Source organism: Paenarthrobacter sp. FR1, from assembly GCF_051106045.1.
GTDB lineage: Bacteria > Actinomycetota > Actinomycetes > Actinomycetales > Micrococcaceae > Arthrobacter > Arthrobacter nitroguajacolicus_A.
Genome location: NZ_JBPFSF010000012.1, coordinates 48,590 through 64,373 on the forward strand (window position 1 = coordinate 48,590; position 15,784 = coordinate 64,373).

Consider the following 15,784-nt stretch of genomic DNA (forward strand, 5'->3'; position numbering starts at 1 on the left):
GGCTACGAACCCTTCCCTGCAGCGGCGTAGGCGGTGCCGCCAATGGCCTCGAATCGCAGGTCATACAGCTTGGCGGCGTCCAGGTTCGGTTTCTTCTGCTCCCGTGAGAGCAGGTCGATGGTTTGCTGGTGCCGTGCTATCGCGTCGGTCCATGAGGTGGGGAGGTCGCGCTCGCCGGCGGCATCGATCAGGTACTGGCCGTCCTCAGCGGAAAGTCCTTGGTTCTTGACGTAGTAGCCTTCAAGCCACTCTTTGGGGTGGTCTTGGATCCAGCGCTGGGCCTGCCCCCAGATCTCGACATACTCAGCAAGCGCTGCGGCCTTCGCCGGGTCATCCAGCACCTTGGCCGGCGCATACAGGTGGCCGGGGTCGTCGCGGAGCCCGTGCCGCAGCGTGGTTCCGCCGTCGGCGCCGTACTTGGCCAGGTAGCGCTTGATCTGGACGCCACCCAGCGGAGCGGCATCAACCTGCTTGCTGGACAGGGCCGTGGAATAGGTGTCGCCGGTGCTGGGCAGTTCCACGAGCTTCACGTCGCCCTGCTGAAGGCCCGCCTTTTCCAGGATGCGCAGCACTAAAGCACCCTGAGCCTGGCCGGGGCTGTACGCGATCTTCTTGCCGCGGAGGCCCTGCAAGTCAGTGATGCCCGCGCCGGGTGCCACTCCCAGTTCGTACAGCGGGTGGTTCACGGCGTCCTGGCGGTAGACGCTGGCGACGATCCGGACATCCAAACCGGTCCACGTGGCGTGGATGGGAGGAATGTCGGCGACGGACCCCACATCCAGGGCGTTGGCCCGGAAGGCTTCGGTGGTGGCAGGGCCGCCGGAGATGTTGGCGAACTTCACGGGGAAGCTGAGCAGCTTGTCCAAACCGGAGAGTTCGAGCGCCACCTGGACCGAGGGGTCACCTACTACCAGGGTGGTGCCCGACGGCACGGCAGTAGCAAGAGGGGCGGTCACTTGTGCGGCCTGCGTGGCTTCACCTCCCGCTGTTGCTGCTCCACCGCAAGCCGTCAGCAGGCCGAGGGCAGGAAGTGCGAGGAGGGCGCCGAGGACATGGCGGCGGTTCGGAGGGGTTTTGGGGTGTTTTTGGGCGCGAAGGGACGCGGACGACATGAACAGCCTTTCAGGTGCTTGGGGGTTCGCTGGTGGCCCGGAGCCGAGGGCATCGACGGGGCAGCGGGGGAGATCGCTTAGTTCTGAAGGCAGGACGGACAGCAGGAGTGAGCCTGCGTTGCTTGCGCATTCGAAACGGTCTTGGGCATCGTTCCTCCTGTTCTGTATCCACGAAGATGTCAAAGGTGAGGGCGTCAGTCACTCCCCGTGTGGCAACTCAAACACGCGCACTATGCCGTGCACCAGCGTTTCGACATGTGCACGCAACAGCAGGAAACCGGGGTTCACCGCACGCAATGCGGCTCAATTCGCCGCCACGTGAGGCAACACAAAAGCAGCCCACTGGCCACCCGGCTGAACAGCGGCAGCCGGTTATCCGCCGTCGTGCCTTCCACACGTGACTGATAGTTCCATCACGGAAAGGCGCATTTGGCACGCGGCGCCGGTGCGGCGCGACTACCATTGGTAGGTGCTTTCGCCGATTACCGTCCGTCCCGCCCTGCCCGAAGACTACGACGCCGTTGCCCGCATTACGCAGGACTCCTACGTCACCGCGGGGTACTACGGCGACGCCGATCACCCGTACCTGCAGAAACTCCAGGACGTGGCCGGCCGTGCGGAACACGCCGAGATCCTGGTGGCAGAGCGCAACGGTGAGGTCATCGGTTCCGTGACGGCAGCTCCGGCCGGCGGTGGCTTCTCGGACATCGGACTGGATGACGAACTGGAACTGCGCACCCTCGTGGTGGATCCGGCTGTCCAGCGCTCCGGCGCGGGCCGGGCCTTGGTGCAGGCCGTGGTGGACCAAGCCAAAGCCATGGACGGGATCAACGCGGTGTCGCTGACCACCGGGGCAACATGGGAAAGCGCCAACGCCCTCTACTCGCGGACCGGTTTTGACCGCGCCCCGCACCGCGACTGGTTCGTTCCCGGCACCGACATAAAGCTGTTCGTTTACAGGCTCGAGCTCTCGCAGTCATAAAGTTTCCTTCGTAACGGCCGGTCACCGGACCGGGCGAAAACGACAGGAAAGGCGCGGCATGCGCAAGACATTCGGCACGGGTTCGGTCTGGGAGCAGACCCTTGGCTACTCCCGCGCAGTGCAGGTGGACAACACTCTCTTCATTTCCGCCACGGCTGCCAGCGGCCCCGATGGCATTGTTGGCGATGACTTCTATTCGCAAACCAAGTACATCCTTGAGAAGCTCGGCGCGGTGCTGGAAGACGCCGGATTCTCCTACGAAGACGTGGTCCAGTCCAAGCTGTACCTGACGGACATCAGCAAGTGGGAAGATGCCGGACGCGCGCACGGCGAGGTCTTCGGTGAGATCCGCCCCACGCTGGCCCTTGTCCACGTCCTGCCGTTCCTGGATCCCGAAATGCTCGTGGAGATCGAACTCGTGGCCCAGAAGTCCGCGTAACGCACCCAACTGAGTCGCATTAGTGGTTGTTCTGAGCGCTCAGAACAACCACTAATGCCAGCTGGTTGGGCTAGCTCGGGATGCCGTAGCGGTGTTCCGGGCGGCCGGTGGTTCCGTAGCGCAATTGGATTTCGACGGCGCCATCGTCCGCGAGCGACGACAGGTACCTTTGCGCTGTGGCGCGGGAGACGCCAACCCGTTCCGCGACCTCGGCGGCGGAGTATTGCTCGCCCGGAAGCAGGGAATCCAGGACTGCCGCTTCAGTTGCGGACCTCGGCTTGGCGCTTGGTGCGACGTCGCCGGGAATGAGTGACCGCTTGGCACGTTCAATGGTGGTCTGGTCGACAGCCGTCTGTTGTCCGAGGATCCTGCGATACCGGGCGTAGGACCTCAACTGCTGGGACAGGGTTTCCGCGGTGAAGGGCTTGAGCATGTATCCGAGGGCTCCGCGGCGCAGGGCCACCTTGATGGATTGCGCATCAGAGGCAGCAGTGAGCATCACGGCATCCACGTCCAGCTGGCCCAGCAGGTCCAGCCCCGAGCCGTCAGGCAAGTACACATCCAGCAGCACCAAATCGGGCCGAAGGCTGTGGATGGCCTGCAGCGCTTGGGATACAGAGCCGGCCGGTGCCAGGGCCATGAAGCCGGCCACCGAATCCACATAGGCCGCGTGCAGCCTTGCCACGTGGAAGTCGTCATCAACGATCAGCACCCTCAGATCCTCAGCCACTGCTGTCCTCCCTCATCGTCGACTCCACCCCGGTGTCGGCCGCATCCATGACCCCCGGGATGCTCGCCATGAAGACCGCCCCGGGACCACCTTCGCTGCCTGGATCCAGGACACGAACATCGCCTCCGCGCCTCCGCGCAAGCTGCCGGACCAGTGCCAGCCCCAAACCTTGCCCGGCCCCCGAGCGTACCGGTTGTTCCGACGTCGTAAATCCCTCGGCGAAGACTTCCTCAGGTTCCAGGCTCCCCAAACCGTCGCCTGAGTCGCCCACCACGATGTGCAGCGTCCCGCCGCTCCGGGTGACGTCGTCCAGCAGCTCAACTTCCACCCAGCGCTCCGCTGCGGAACCGGCGACGGCGGCACTTACCGCGTTGTCGATCAGGTTGCCGAGCACTGTGGTGACGTCCTGCGGATCCGCAACGTGCCCACGGACCAGCGTTTCCGGGCCGATGCGAAGGGCAACCCCGCGCTCCGAGGCCTCCACCCCCTTGGCGCCGATGAAGGCTTGCAAATAGGTATCCTGCAGGAGCTCTGCTTGCTCAACGGGGAATTTCAGCGGCCCTGTGGCAGAGATCCTGGCAAGGTATTCCTTGGCGGAATCGTGCTGGCCGATGCTGATGAACCCGGCGATTGTATGAAGCTGGTTGGCAAACTCGTGGCGCTGGGCACGCAGGGCCGTGGACATGGTTCCCACGGCGTCCAGTTGCCGAGTGAGCTGCTGGAGTTCCGTGCGGTCGCGCAGCATGACCACCCACCCGAGGTCTTCCTTGCGGTGCCAGGCCTTACGGGCGTTAGCTACCAGGACCCGTCCGCCGGCCACGATTTCAACGGCCTGGGCGTCCTGCGCCGCTGGCTGGGTGAGGTGCTTGAGTTGTTCGGGAACGTTGGCCGTGGCCCAGTCCTGGCCGGTGGCGTCCGGGATGTCCAGGAGCCGGGATGCGGCTGCGTTGAACACCGAGATTCGACCGTCGGGAGCCACGCCGATCACGCCGTCGTCCACTCCTTGGAGCACTGCCACCTGGTCGTGGACCAGGGTGCTGATTTCTTCCGGTTCCAGGCCGAGGGTGAGCCGTTGCAGCCTGCGCCGGAGCAGGAAGGACGCCAGCACGCCCGCCAGCAACGCCCCGCCTGCGGTCAGGGCAATGGGGACAATGTCGCGCGCCAGGCTGTTGCCCAAGGACTCAACGGAGTAGCCGACGCTGACTTCGCCCACGATGGTGCTGGTGGAGTCCGGTGCATAGACGGGCACTTTGGCTCCGGCCGAGGGCCCCAGCGTTCCTGTGTTGCGGGTGGTGATTTCCTGTCCGCCGAGGGCCACGGTGGGATCGGTGCTGACCCGTTCGCCGAGCCGGGCCGTCTCCGGGTGGGCCAGGCGAAGCCCTGTTTCATCGGTGATGACAACAAAGAGAGCGCCGGTGCGGACGCGGACTGCCTCCGCTGCCGCCTGCAGGGGACCGGAAGCGAGGACCTCCGGTGGCGGTGTGCCTTCTTCCTGGCTGATCTCCTGGACACCGGCCCTGATATCGGGATCTGCCGCGACTGTCCTGGCAAGGGTCAGGGCCTGGTTTTCGGCTTCGTCGCCGATCCGCTCGTACACCAGCCAGGCATGGACGGCGCCGCTGAGCAGGACCACCAGCAGCACCACCCCTAGTTGGAGGAGGAGGGTTTGGGTGGAGAAGCGCATACTGACTCGCCTTTTGCGGGGCACCTTCACTCCTTTCCTCCAGCTCCATTGAAGCATTGAGCACAATGCGCAAAACGTTCTCAATGAGCAGTATTCCCAACAATTCCCGGAAACCCCAGCCCGTGACGGGCGCCACCATGTCGTCTGTAGTGCGCATCACATCGACGTGGCGCCATTCACAGTAGTAAGGAGCCGGCCGTGCTGGTTTTGCTTGGATTCGCAATGATTGCGGTATTCATGGTCCTGATCATGACCAAAAAATTGACGCCAGTGCTGGCGCTGATCATCGTTCCCACCGTCTTCGGCCTGTTCGCCGGAGCGGGCCTCGGCATCGGCGACATGGTGATGGACTCCATGAAGTCCATGACATCCACGGCCGCACTCCTCATGTTCGCCATCATCTACTTCGGCCTGATGATCGACGTCGGACTCTTTGACCCCCTGGTGAAGTTCATCCTCCGCAAGCTGGGTAACGACCCCGCCAAGGTTGTCCTCGGCACCGCCATCCTCGCCGCAGCAGTTTCCCTGGACGGCGACGGCTCCACCACCTTTATCCTCACTACTGCCGCGATGCTGCCCGTTTACCTGCGCCTCAAGATGAGCCCGGTGGTCCTCACCTGTGTGGCCGGCCTCGCCAACGGCACCATGAACATCCTGCCGTGGGGCGGTCCCACCGCACGCGCCGCCACCGCGCTGCACCTGGATGTCAACGACGTCTTCGTCCCCATGGTCCCGTCCCTCATCGTTGGCCTCATCGTCGTGCTGGTCTTTTCCTGGCTCCTCGGCCTGCAGGAACGCAACCGCCTCCGCACCACTGCCCCCGAGATCTGGGGCGACGTCGCTGATCCTTCGCAAGCGTTCGACGGCGGCTCAGGTCGCCGCGGCGGTTCAGTCGCCACCGCAGGCAAGCCGGGCACCGGCGGAGGTTCCGGCGTCGCGGTTCTTGAAGATCCAGCAACCCTGGTTGACGACCACGACACCGCCATGGCAGATACCGCCCTGGACCCCAATCGCACCACGCTGCGCCCCAAGCTGTTCTGGTTCAACCTGGGCTTGACCGTAGCCGTCATGGTGGTCCTGGTGGCCAACATCGTGCCGCTCCCGTTTGTCTTCATGGTGGGCTCGGCCATCGCCCTCCTGGTCAACTTCCCCAAGGTCAAGGACCAAGGCGCCCAGCTGATCGCCCACGCACCGTCCATCGTGGCCGTAGTCAGCATGGTCATGGCTGCTGCTGTCCTCACCGGCGTGCTGAACGGCACGGGCATGGTCAAGGCAATGTCCGAGTGGCTGGTCCAGATCATCCCCGCAGAGATGGGCCCGTTCATGGCGGTCATCACCGGCCTGCTCAGCATCCCGATGACGTTCTTCATGAGCAACGACGCCTTCTACTTCGGTGTCCTTCCGGTCCTCTCCGAAACCGCCGCGCACTACGGCGTAGGAGCAGCGGACATGGCTCGCGCTTCCATCACTGGCCAGCCCTTCCACCTCCAGAGCCCTCTGGTTCCGGCAATCCTCCTGCTGGTCTCCCTCGCCAAGGTGGATCTGGGCGACCACCACAAGAAGGTCCTCTGGCGCACGGCGGTGGTCTCGCTGGTGATGCTGGCGGTAGGCGTCCTGACCGGGGCCATCGGCATCGGCTAACCAGCCACCGCTTCAAGTGTCGAGTTCGCGGGTTCGCTACGAATTCGCCGTTCAGTAACGGCGTATTGTGCAGCGGACCCGCGAATTGGCGTGCGAGCACGCGGAGGATGGCGCCAGGGTGTAGCGTCAGGACACCCCGGCACACCCAAGACAAGTAGACTGGTTCGGAAAACCATTTGAACTTTGCAGGGGAGATCCATGGCTGCGATCAACCGTGACGACGTCGCGCATCTTGCGCGTCTGGCTCACATTGAAATGAGTGCCGAAGAACTGGACAGGATGGCTATTGAGCTTGCTGTCATCGTGGATTCGGTGAAGAGCGTGAGTGAAGCTGCCGGGGACGATGTCCCGGCTACCTCGCACCCTATTCCGTTGACCAACGTCTTCCGTGAGGACGTTGTGGGTCACACGTTCACGGCCGAGCAGGCGTTGTCCGGCGCCCCGGATGCTTTCGAGAACCGTTTCAAGGTCCCGGCAATCCTGGATGAGGACTAATCACCATGACTGAACTGAAGAACGAACTCATCCGCCACTCCGCTGCCGATCTTGCTGCCAAGCTGGCTGCCCGCGAAGTTTCCGCGGTCGAGGTGACGCAGGCGCACCTTGACCGCATTGCCGACGTCGACGGTCAGGTTAATGCGTTCCTGCACGTTAACAGCGAAGAGGCTTTGGCCGTTGCCGCGGAAGTTGATGCTGCTCGCGCCTCCGGCGGTGCTGCTGCCGAGGAACTGCACGCCCTTGCGGGTGTGCCGATCGCGGTCAAGGACCTCATCGTCACCATCGGCCAGCCGACGACCGCTGGTTCAAAGATCCTCGAGGGCTGGCACAGCCCGTATGACGCCACCGTGGTGAAGAAGCTTCGCGCGGCCAAGATGCCTATCCTGGGCAAGACCAACCTGGACGAATTCGCCATGGGTTCCTCCACGGAGCACTCGGCCTACGGCCCCACCCGCAACCCATGGGACCTGGACCGCATTCCCGGCGGTTCGGGCGGTGGCTCCGCTGCCGCCGTCGCCGCTTTTGAAGCTCCGCTGGCCCTCGGGACGGACACCGGTGGATCCATCCGCCAGCCCGGTGCCGTCACCGGAACTGTTGGCATGAAGCCGACGTACGGTGCCGTGTCCCGTTACGGCGCCATTGCCATGGCGTCGTCTTTGGACCAGATCGGCCCGGTGTCCCGCACCGTGCTGGACTCCGCCTTGCTGCAGGAAGTCATCGGTGGACACGATCCCTTTGATTCCACGTCCCTGACTGACCCGTTCAACAACTTGGTTGCTGCTGCCCGCGTGGGCAACGTAGCCGGCATGAAGATCGGCATCATCAAGGAACTGCACGGCGAGGGCTACCAAGGCGGTGTCGAGAACCGTTTCAACGAGTCCCTCCAGTTGCTGAAGGATGCCGGTGCGGAAATCGTCGAGGTTTCCTGCCCCAACCTGAAGTACGCCCTGGGTGCTTACTACCTGATCATGCCGTCCGAGGTCTCCAGCAACCTGGCCAAGTTCGATGGCGTCCGCTTCGGTATGCGCGTGCTGCCCAAGGATGGTCCCATGACCATTGAACGCGTCATGGGTGCCACCCGTGCTGCCGGCTTCGGCGACGAGGTCAAGCGCCGCATCATCCTTGGCACGTACGCGCTGAGCGCCGGCTACTACGACGCCTACTACGGCTCGGCGCAGAAGGTCCGTACGCTGATCCAGCGTGACTTCGACGCCGCGTTTGCGCAGGCCGACGTCCTGATTTCCCCGACGGCGCCCACCACGGCGTTCAAGCTGGGGGAGAAGCTGGACGATCCCCTGGCCATGTACCTGAACGACGTCGCCACGATTCCCGCAAACCTTGCCGGTATCCCTGGCCTTTCCCTTCCGGGTGGCCTTGCTGACGAAGACGGCCTGCCCGTTGGTATCCAGTTGCTGGCTCCGGCCCGCGAGGATGCCCGCCTGTACCGCGTGGGTGCCGTACTCGAATCCATCCTTGAAGAGAAGTGGGGCGGCCCCATGCTCGCGCAGGCGCCGGATCTGAAAAATGCTGTCCTTGACGCAGCATCCACCACCGCCGGAGGTTCCAACTAATGTCCGTCGACGCAACCCTGAGCTTCGAAGAGGCCATGGAGAAGTACGATCCCGTCCTGGGGTTCGAGGTCCACGTGGAGCTCAACACCAAGACCAAGATGTTCTCCTCCGCGCCGAACGTCTTCGGTGATGAGCCGAACACCAACGTCAACGAGGTTGACCTTGGCATGCCGGGCGTCCTGCCCGTGGTGAACAAGACCGCTGTGGAGTCGTCCATCAAGATCGGCCTTGCCCTGAACTGCAAGATCGCCGAATCCTGCCGCTTTGCCCGGAAGAACTACTTCTACCCGGACACCCCCAAAAACTTCCAGACCTCGCAGTACGACGAGCCGATCGCCTACGACGGTTACCTCGACATCGAGCTGGAGGATGGCACGGTGTTCCGCGTGGAGATCGAACGCGCCCACATGGAAGAGGACGCCGGCAAGCTGACCCACATGGGCGGCGCTGCAGGCCGAATCCAGGGCGCCGACTACTCGCTGGTGGACTACAACCGTTCGGGTGTTCCGCTGGTTGAGATCGTCACCAAGCCAATCGAGGGGGCCGGGAGCCGTGCGCCTGAGCTGGCCAAGGCTTACGTCGCGGCTGTCCGCGAGATCGTGAAGAATCTCGGCGTTTCCGATGCCAAGATGGAGCGCGGCAACGTCCGTTGCGACGCCAACGTTTCCTTGCGCCCGCACGGCCGGGAGCGGTTCGGCATCCGTTCAGAGACCAAGAACGTGAACTCGCTGCGCGCCGTCGAACATGCCGTCCGCTACGAGATCCAGCGCCACGCCGCCGTTCTGGACTCCGGCGAGCCGGTCATCCAGGAGACGCGCCACTGGCACGAGGACACGCGTTCGACGACGTCGGGTCGCCCCAAGTCCGACGCCGACGATTACCGCTACTTCCCGGAGCCGGACCTGGTTCCCGTCGTCGCCTCCCGTGAGTGGGTGGAGGAACTCCGCGCGACCCTTCCAGAGCCGCCGGCAGAGCGCCGCAAGCGCCTCAAGGAAGCCTGGGGCTACTCGGACCTGGAATTCCGCGACGTCGTTAACGCCGGTGTCATGGATTCCATCGAGGAGACCATCGCAGCAGGTGCGTCCGCAGATGTCGCCCGTAAGTGGTGGATGGGCGAGATCGTCGGTCGCGCCAAGGTAGCTGACGTCGATCCTTCCGAGCTTGGTGTCACACCGCAGGTGATCGTTGAGCTGAACAAGCTCGTCGAAGACGGCAAGATCAACAACAAGATGGCCACACAGGTCCTGGACGGCGTCCTTGCCGGCGAAGGTACCCCTGCGGAAATCGTCGAGAAGCGCGGCCTCGCGGTCGTGTCCGACGACGGTCCGCTCCTGGAAGCCATCGACGCCGCACTGGCCGCACAGCCGGATGTCGCGGAGAAGATCCGTGGCGGCAAGGTCCAGGCCATTGGCGCGATTGTTGGCGGTGTCATGAAGGCTACCCGTGGCCAGGCAGATGCCGGCCGCGTCCGCGAACTGATCCTGGAGAAGCTCGGCGTAGAAGGCTAAGGACTCCGGGTCCAAGCCCAAGTAGCTCGCAGTTGTGGTTGTTTTGAGAGCTCGGAACAACCACAACTGCGAGCTACTTTTTTGTGGGACGGGCGCACAATGGATGCATGGGCACCATGACTCCAGGCCTTCGCAGGGCCCTTCTCGCCGGCGGGATCGCCGTCGCACTGACCGCGGGAGGGACCGCCGTCGTGTGGGCAGGCACCCAACCCGGCCCGTCGCCGTCGAGCGCCTCGGCGTCGCCCGGACCATCGGCATCCGCCAACGCCCAGTCCACGGAAGGCCGCGGGCATGCCATCCATGGCGAACATGTCGTGAGGCAGCAGGACGGGACCTACCGGACCGTTGTCACCCAGGCCGGAACCATCGACGCGATCAGTGGCTCCGAAGTAACCGTGAAGAGCGAAGACGGCTTCACGCAGCGGTACGCGATCACTGCGGAAACCAGCATCGCGAAGGTCCCCGCAAACGTGTCCGAGCTGAGGAACGGCAGGGGCAAGCCCACGCTGCCCTCGGCCGCCGCTGTTGACCTCGCCGCCGGAGACACGGTGCGCCTCAGCGGCACGAAAGACGGCGATACCGTGACCGCCATAAGGATTGTGGCCGGGGAACTGCCCGCCGGAGTTAAGGGCGGCCACGGGCACAGGGGCCACAGGCCCAAGTAAGCTACAGCGCCACAGTCCTGAAGCCCAGGTTGGCACTGGCCGAATCCGGTGTGTTGGAGCTCCGCGCGGCCAGGCGGTAACGGTTGCAGTAGGAATCGTGGCAGAGGTATGAGCCGCCCCGCATCACCCTGCCACGGCCGATGGTGGGACCTTGCGGGTCCTCGACCGTGCCTTGCGCGAGGCACGTCTTGTAATACTTGGGCAGGAACCAGTCGCTGCACCACTCCCAGACATTTCCGCTGGTCTGGTACAGGCCGTAGCCGTTGGGAGCGAAGGAACGGACGGGTGCCGTGGTGAGGTAGCCGTCGTCGAGGTCGTTGCGTACCGGGAAGTCACCTTGCCAGATGTTGCAATGGTGGGCTGCCGTGCCGGCGGCGTCGTTGAGCAGTTCATTGCCCCAGGGGTAGCGCTGCCCGGACAGCCCGCCACGGGCCGCATACTCCCATTCGGCCTCGGTGGGGAGCCTGCGGCCGGCCCATGCGCAGTATGCCAGGGCATCGTTGTGCGACACATGCGTCACTGGATGGTCTGCTGCGTCGCTCCAGTGGGAGAGCGGTCCCGCAGGGTGCGCCCAGTCCGCTCCCCGAACGTTCAACCACCACGGGACGTTGTTGACCCGGTTGAGGATGTCCTTGTGATCGGCTGTGACGGCCAGGTGGAACACCGCCGACGTCCCGAAGACCTCCGACTCGGTGCGGTGACCGGTGGCGTCGATGAACTCCGCGAATTCCTGGTTGGTCACGGTGGTGGCACTGATCCGGAAGGGGGAAACCCTTACTTGGTGCACTGGCGACTCGCCGTCGGCGTCGTAGCCTTCATCGAAGGGGTCGCCCATGGTGAAGACTCCACCCGGAACCTGGACGTCGTTGGGCTGGGCCGCGCGGACTGAACGGTCCGCCGACGGCGTCCCGCCCAAGGAAACCTCGACGGCGGTGGTCGCGTCCGCGCGCCGTTCCACCTCGGCCAGGGGGAGGGGCAGCCGTGGCAGCGAATGCTCCTCGGCGCCTGCGCCTGGACTACAGCATCCAGCCATAGCAACCCTCCTTCCGATGATGTCCAGTGCCCAATTCTACCGTGCAGATCACCGGCTGAAATGATGAAAGCTGATTTCTGCGAGCAGTTTCGATCATGATCTTGCAAAAAGAGATGGCCGTCACTTATGGTTTGTTAAACGGTTAACGAGCGTGGCCTGAATCACATTGGGTTTTCGCTCAACACTTGAGGAGACAGCATGAACTCGACGACGGAACAGGCTCCGGCATTGCCAGAAGCTCGCCGAGTCCCGGCACCGGCGGGTGGGAAATCCCCGGGATCCGGTCCTGGGAAGCGGAAGAGGAACAAGGTCCCGCAGCAAAGTTTCCGGTCCCGTCTGCGCCGCGATAAGCAGATGCTGCTCATGATGGTGCCGGGTGTGGCCTTCCTGCTGCTCTTCTTCTACATTCCCATCCTGGGCAACGTCATCGCGTTCCAGGATTACCAGCCCTACCTGGGCATCGGGGACAGCCTGTGGGTTGGCTGGCAGAACTTCGTGGACCTGTTCGGCAACCCGGACTTCATCCACGCGTTCTGGAACACCCTCTACCTGGCCGCGTGGCAGTTGGTCTTCCTGTTCCCGGTGCCTTTGGTCCTGGCGCTGATTGTGGACTCACTGATCAGCACCCGGGTCCGCAGGATCTTCCAGAGCATCGCATACCTGCCGCACTTCCTGTCCTGGGTGCTGGTGATCGCGTTCTTCCAGCAGATGCTGGGTGGTGCGGGCTTCGTCAACAACCTGCTGCGGGACTGGGGCATGGATCCGATTCCGTTCATGACCAATCCGGAGACCTTCCCGGTGATGGTGGTGGTCCAGATGATCTGGAAGGACGCCGGCTGGGCAATGATCATCTTCCTGGCAGCCCTCGCCAGCATTGATGCCTCGCTCTATGAAGCTGCAGCAGCCGACGGGGCCGGGCGTTGGCGCAGGATGTGGCACATCACCCTTCCCGGGCTGCGCCCCGTGATCGTCCTGCTCCTGATCCTGCGCATCGGCGACATCCTCTCCGTCGGCTTCGAACAGTTCATCCTGCAGCGGGACGCCGTGGGCGCCGGGGCCGCGGAAGTGCTGGACACCTTCACCTACTACACAGGCGTAGTGGGAGGCGGCTGGAGTTCCGGCGCAGCAGCCGGTCTCGCGAAGGGCGTGGTCAGCGCCCTGTTGATCTACGGCGCGAACAAACTTGCCCACCGCTTCGGCGAAGACGGAATTTTTGCGAAACAAGCGCGCTAAAAGCCCGCGCTGCTGCCGCACAAGGAGAACCCCATGGCAACAACACTTTTCACCAAGAAACCCCGGGAACTGAGCTACAACCCCAAACGCCCGGTGTGGAAGGAAAAGCCTTCCGCGCTGTACCAAACGGTCAAAGCAGTGGTCTTGATCGTGTTCAGCTTGTCCATCCTGACGCCCATCCTCCTGGTGGTCTCAACCTCACTGGCGGACACCGAACAACTCGTGAAGGCCGGAGGCTTCGTCCTGTGGCCTGAACGCCCCACACTGGAGGCCTACGCCACCATCTTCAAAGGCCCCATGGTCCTGCAGTCACTCGGCGTGAGCATGTTGGTCACCGCAGTAGGCACCATCCTGGCGCTGTTCGTGACCATCACCATGGCCTACGCCACCAGCCGCTCGGTCCTCTTCGGCCGGCCGGTCATCCTGGCAGTCTTGTTCACGCTCCTGTTCGCACCCGGCCTCATCCCGTCCTTCCTCATGATCCGCCAGCTCGGCCTGCTGGACTCCCTGTGGTCGCTGATCCTTCCCGGCATCTTCGGGGCCTTCAACTTCGTGGTGATGCGCTCGTTCTTCATGAACATCCCGGGTGAACTGATCGAAAGCGCCAGGATCGACGGCGCCAACGACTGGCAAATCCTGTGGCGCATCGTGATGCCGCTCTCCAAAGCCGTGATCGCCGTCGTCGGCCTCTTTTACGCGGTGGGCTTCTGGAACTCGTTCTTCAACGCCCTCCTCTACATCAACGACCACAGCAAATGGCCCATCCAGCTGTTGCTCCGCAACTTCGTGGTCCAGGGCAGCGGCGCGGCAGACCAGCTCGGAATCACCACCACTCCACCGCCCCAGTCCATTCAGATGGCCGTGGTCGTGGTGGCCCTGGTCCCCATCCTGATGGTCTACCCATTCCTCCAGAAGCACTTTGCCAAGGGCGTCATCACCGGCGCCGTCAAGGGCTAGCCGCACCCGCGGACCCCGAAAAGAACTGAAACCCCACACCCCATGAAGCAAGTAACCAGAAAGGGTTATGCCATGACGAGCACTACCTCACAGGCTGGATTCAGCCGCCGCGGTTTCCTTGGCCTCGCAGGCTTGGCCGTGACCGCCGCCGGCCTGTCCGCCTGCGGTGGTGGCGGAGCCGCAAGTAACGGAGGCGCCGCTGCCTCTGCTTCGGTCAAACTGCCCACGTACAAGGAATTCACCGGCGTTACCCCGGACATCGCGGGCAACGCCAAGGGCCTCCAGGCCGGCTACTTCAAGCTGCCCACCGCTGTGCAGTCCGTGAAGACGCCACCGCTCAAGGGCAAAGTCACGGGCCTGACCGAAACCTTCGACACCATGAGCCCGGGCCTGAAGGACAATCCTTTCTGGCAGCGGCTCAACGCCAAGCTCGGCGGAGACCTGGAACTGCAGATCGCCGAAGACATCGGAGACGGCTACCCTGCGAAGTTTGCTACCGTCCTGGCAAGCAACGACCTCCCGGACATGATGTGGGTTCCGCCGAACCAGGGCATTCCCAACGTCGGCCCCATGCTTGAAGCCAAGTTCCAGGACCTGACGCCGTACCTCTCCGGTGACGCCGTCCTTGAGTACCCCAACTTGGCCGCGCTGAAGCCCGATTCCTGGAAGACCGCCGTCGTGAACGGCAAGATCTGGGGAGCTCCCATCCCCAGCACGCCATTCGGCCAGGTGTACGTGGGCAACCACGATGTCTGGGCTCAGGTAGGGGGCTTTGAGGCCGGCAGCGCTGACGAATTCCTGGAGAAGGCCAAGGAACTGACCCGCCCGGGCGACCAGAAGTACGCACTGGAGCCGGCCTACATCAACGCCCTCCACATGGTCACCGAATGGTTTGGCGCCCCGAACAGTTGGGCGGTCAACAAGGACCGCACCCTCACGCACCTTTATGAGACAGATGAGTACATGGCCGGCGTGGAGTTCACCGCCAAGATGTTCGCAGCTGGCGTCTTCTACCCGGACTCCAAGGCCACTGACATCCGGTCCCGGGTGGCCAACGGCAGTGTGGCCGCGCAGGTAGTGGTGGGTCCGCACGATATCCGCAGCTACCGTGCCCTGAACAAGGATGCGCAGTTCGATGTGCTGATCCCGTTCAGCGCCGACGGCAAGGTCAGGCCCGTGTACGACATGGGCTACGGCACGGTGGGTTTCACCCCGTTCAAGAAGGCCGAGGAGGGCAAGATCCGCGAACTGCTGGCCCTGATCAACTACCTGTCGGCACCCTTCGGCACTGTGGAGTACATGCAGAAGAACTTCGGCGAACTCGGCCAGGACTACACCGTGGACGCCTCGGGCAACCCGGCACGAACCGAGACGGGTACCACCAATGCGCCCGGCCTGGTATCGGCGCTGAACATCATGTCCAGTCCGGAGAACGTCATCTTCAACCCCGGTTTCGACGACGACACCCGCTACGTCAGCCAGCAGGAGGAGAAACTCCTCGAGTTCGCCTGGCGCAATCCCACCAACGGTTCCTACTCGGACACCAACGCCAAGGTGGGTGCCAAGATCACCAAGCAGTTGCGGGACAAGGTGGTGGATATCATCACCGGCCGCGCCAAGATCGACGAGCTCAAGGATGCGGTCAAGCGCTGGAAGAGCGAAGGCGGCGACAAGATGCGCGATGAGTACCAGGCCGCGTTGGACCCCAACGTGCCGGTATTCAGGAGCTAG

Annotated in this window: 14 protein-coding genes; 10 read left to right on the forward strand and 4 right to left on the reverse strand. The window is 63.6% G+C overall.

Annotation, left to right across the window (positions count from 1 at the left end; all coding sequences use genetic code 11):
- Window positions 1–2: 2 nt before the first annotated feature.
- Complete coding sequence (locus ACR30Z_RS19570; RefSeq protein WP_144652066.1) at window positions 3–1,112, reverse strand: ABC transporter substrate-binding protein; 1,110 nt, start codon at window positions 1,110–1,112, stop codon at window positions 3–5.
- A gap of 469 nt (window positions 1,113–1,581) precedes the next feature.
- Between ACR30Z_RS19570 and ACR30Z_RS19575 the strand changes: the two genes are divergently transcribed.
- Window positions 1,582–2,094: a GNAT family N-acetyltransferase gene (locus tag ACR30Z_RS19575; RefSeq protein WP_144652067.1), complete on the forward strand. Its 513-nt coding sequence runs from the start codon at window positions 1,582–1,584 to the stop codon at window positions 2,092–2,094.
- A gap of 58 nt (window positions 2,095–2,152) precedes the next feature.
- Entirely contained in the window at window positions 2,153–2,533 is a 381-nt protein-coding gene (locus tag ACR30Z_RS19580; protein WP_144652068.1) for a RidA family protein, read from the forward strand.
- Window positions 2,534–2,603: 70 nt separating this feature from the next.
- Here ACR30Z_RS19580 and ACR30Z_RS19585 read toward each other — a convergent pair whose 3' ends face one another.
- Window positions 2,604–3,263 (reverse strand): response regulator, encoded by a 660-nt coding sequence (locus ACR30Z_RS19585; RefSeq protein WP_144652069.1) that lies wholly within the window; start codon window positions 3,261–3,263, stop codon window positions 2,604–2,606.
- On the reverse strand, window positions 3,256–4,947 hold the full coding sequence (locus ACR30Z_RS19590) for an ATP-binding protein (RefSeq protein WP_434374344.1): 1,692 nt from the start codon (window positions 4,945–4,947) through the stop codon (window positions 3,256–3,258). Before ACR30Z_RS19590 ends, ACR30Z_RS19585 begins: the two co-directional genes overlap by 8 nt.
- Window positions 4,948–5,145: 198 nt before the next feature.
- Between ACR30Z_RS19590 and ACR30Z_RS19595 the strand changes: the two genes are divergently transcribed.
- The 5 genes from ACR30Z_RS19595 (at window position 5,146) to ACR30Z_RS19615 (ending at window position 10,830) form a co-directional block, all read left to right on the forward strand.
- Window positions 5,146–6,588: a CitMHS family transporter gene (locus ACR30Z_RS19595; protein WP_434374345.1), complete on the forward strand. Its 1,443-nt coding sequence runs from the start codon at window positions 5,146–5,148 to the stop codon at window positions 6,586–6,588.
- Window positions 6,589–6,786: 198 nt separating this feature from the next.
- Window positions 6,787–7,083, forward strand: a complete 297-nt coding sequence (gene gatC / locus ACR30Z_RS19600; RefSeq protein ID WP_144652071.1) for an Asp-tRNA(Asn)/Glu-tRNA(Gln) amidotransferase subunit GatC — start codon at window positions 6,787–6,789, stop codon at window positions 7,081–7,083.
- 5 nt (window positions 7,084–7,088) lie between these two features.
- On the forward strand, window positions 7,089–8,657 hold the full coding sequence (gene gatA, locus ACR30Z_RS19605) for an Asp-tRNA(Asn)/Glu-tRNA(Gln) amidotransferase subunit GatA (RefSeq protein WP_434374346.1): 1,569 nt from the start codon (window positions 7,089–7,091) through the stop codon (window positions 8,655–8,657).
- Window positions 8,657–10,165 carry an Asp-tRNA(Asn)/Glu-tRNA(Gln) amidotransferase subunit GatB gene (gatB, locus tag ACR30Z_RS19610; protein ID WP_089594286.1) on the forward strand — a complete coding sequence of 503 codons (1,509 nt, stop codon included), beginning with the start codon at window positions 8,657–8,659 and terminating at the stop codon, window positions 10,163–10,165. The genes gatA and gatB overlap by 1 nt, the downstream gene beginning before the upstream one ends.
- A gap of 107 nt (window positions 10,166–10,272) precedes the next feature.
- Complete coding sequence (locus ACR30Z_RS19615; RefSeq protein WP_434374347.1) at window positions 10,273–10,830, forward strand: DUF5666 domain-containing protein; 558 nt, start codon at window positions 10,273–10,275, stop codon at window positions 10,828–10,830.
- A gap of 1 nt (window position 10,831) precedes the next feature.
- On the opposite strand, the gene ACR30Z_RS19620 is transcribed toward ACR30Z_RS19615, so the two are convergent.
- Complete coding sequence (locus tag ACR30Z_RS19620) at window positions 10,832–11,863, reverse strand: formylglycine-generating enzyme family protein (protein WP_434374348.1); 1,032 nt, start codon at window positions 11,861–11,863, stop codon at window positions 10,832–10,834.
- A gap of 198 nt (window positions 11,864–12,061) precedes the next feature.
- On the opposite strand from ACR30Z_RS19620, the gene ACR30Z_RS19625 reads away from it, so the two are divergent.
- From ACR30Z_RS19625 to ACR30Z_RS19635, 3 genes are all read left to right on the forward strand, one after another.
- A complete protein-coding gene (locus ACR30Z_RS19625) occupies window positions 12,062–13,096 on the forward strand; it encodes an ABC transporter permease (protein ID WP_144652075.1) in 1,035 nt (344 codons plus the stop codon).
- 33 nt (window positions 13,097–13,129) lie between these two features.
- Window positions 13,130–14,053 (forward strand): carbohydrate ABC transporter permease, encoded by a 924-nt coding sequence (locus ACR30Z_RS19630; RefSeq protein ID WP_090819386.1) that lies wholly within the window; start codon window positions 13,130–13,132, stop codon window positions 14,051–14,053.
- A gap of 72 nt (window positions 14,054–14,125) precedes the next feature.
- On the forward strand, window positions 14,126–15,784 hold the full coding sequence (locus ACR30Z_RS19635) for a sugar ABC transporter substrate-binding protein (RefSeq protein WP_144652076.1): 1,659 nt from the start codon (window positions 14,126–14,128) through the stop codon (window positions 15,782–15,784).

What these genes read in the sequence shown, in the direction of transcription:
- ACR30Z_RS19615 (WP_434374347.1), top strand. Translation starts at nt 10,273, where the DNA reads ATGGGCACCATGACTCCAGGCCTTCGCAGGGCCCTTCTCGCCGGCGGG.
- ACR30Z_RS19630 (WP_090819386.1), top strand. Translation starts at nt 13,130, where the DNA reads ATGGCAACAACACTTTTCACCAAGAAACCCCGGGAACTGAGCTACAAC.
- ACR30Z_RS19580 (WP_144652068.1), top strand. Translation starts at nt 2,153, where the DNA reads ATGCGCAAGACATTCGGCACGGGTTCGGTCTGGGAGCAGACCCTTGGC.
- ACR30Z_RS19620 (WP_434374348.1), bottom strand. Translation starts at nt 11,863, where the DNA reads ATGGCTGGATGCTGTAGTCCAGGCGCAGGCGCCGAGGAGCATTCGCTG.
- gatC (WP_144652071.1), top strand. Translation starts at nt 6,787, where the DNA reads ATGGCTGCGATCAACCGTGACGACGTCGCGCATCTTGCGCGTCTGGCT.
- ACR30Z_RS19635 (WP_144652076.1), top strand. Translation starts at nt 14,126, where the DNA reads ATGACGAGCACTACCTCACAGGCTGGATTCAGCCGCCGCGGTTTCCTT.
- ACR30Z_RS19570 (WP_144652066.1), bottom strand. Translation starts at nt 1,112, where the DNA reads ATGTCGTCCGCGTCCCTTCGCGCCCAAAAACACCCCAAAACCCCTCCG.
- gatB (WP_089594286.1), top strand. Translation starts at nt 8,657, where the DNA reads ATGTCCGTCGACGCAACCCTGAGCTTCGAAGAGGCCATGGAGAAGTAC.
- gatA (WP_434374346.1), top strand. Translation starts at nt 7,089, where the DNA reads ATGACTGAACTGAAGAACGAACTCATCCGCCACTCCGCTGCCGATCTT.
- ACR30Z_RS19590 (WP_434374344.1), bottom strand. Translation starts at nt 4,947, where the DNA reads ATGCGCTTCTCCACCCAAACCCTCCTCCTCCAACTAGGGGTGGTGCTG.
- ACR30Z_RS19625 (WP_144652075.1), top strand. Translation starts at nt 12,062, where the DNA reads ATGAACTCGACGACGGAACAGGCTCCGGCATTGCCAGAAGCTCGCCGA.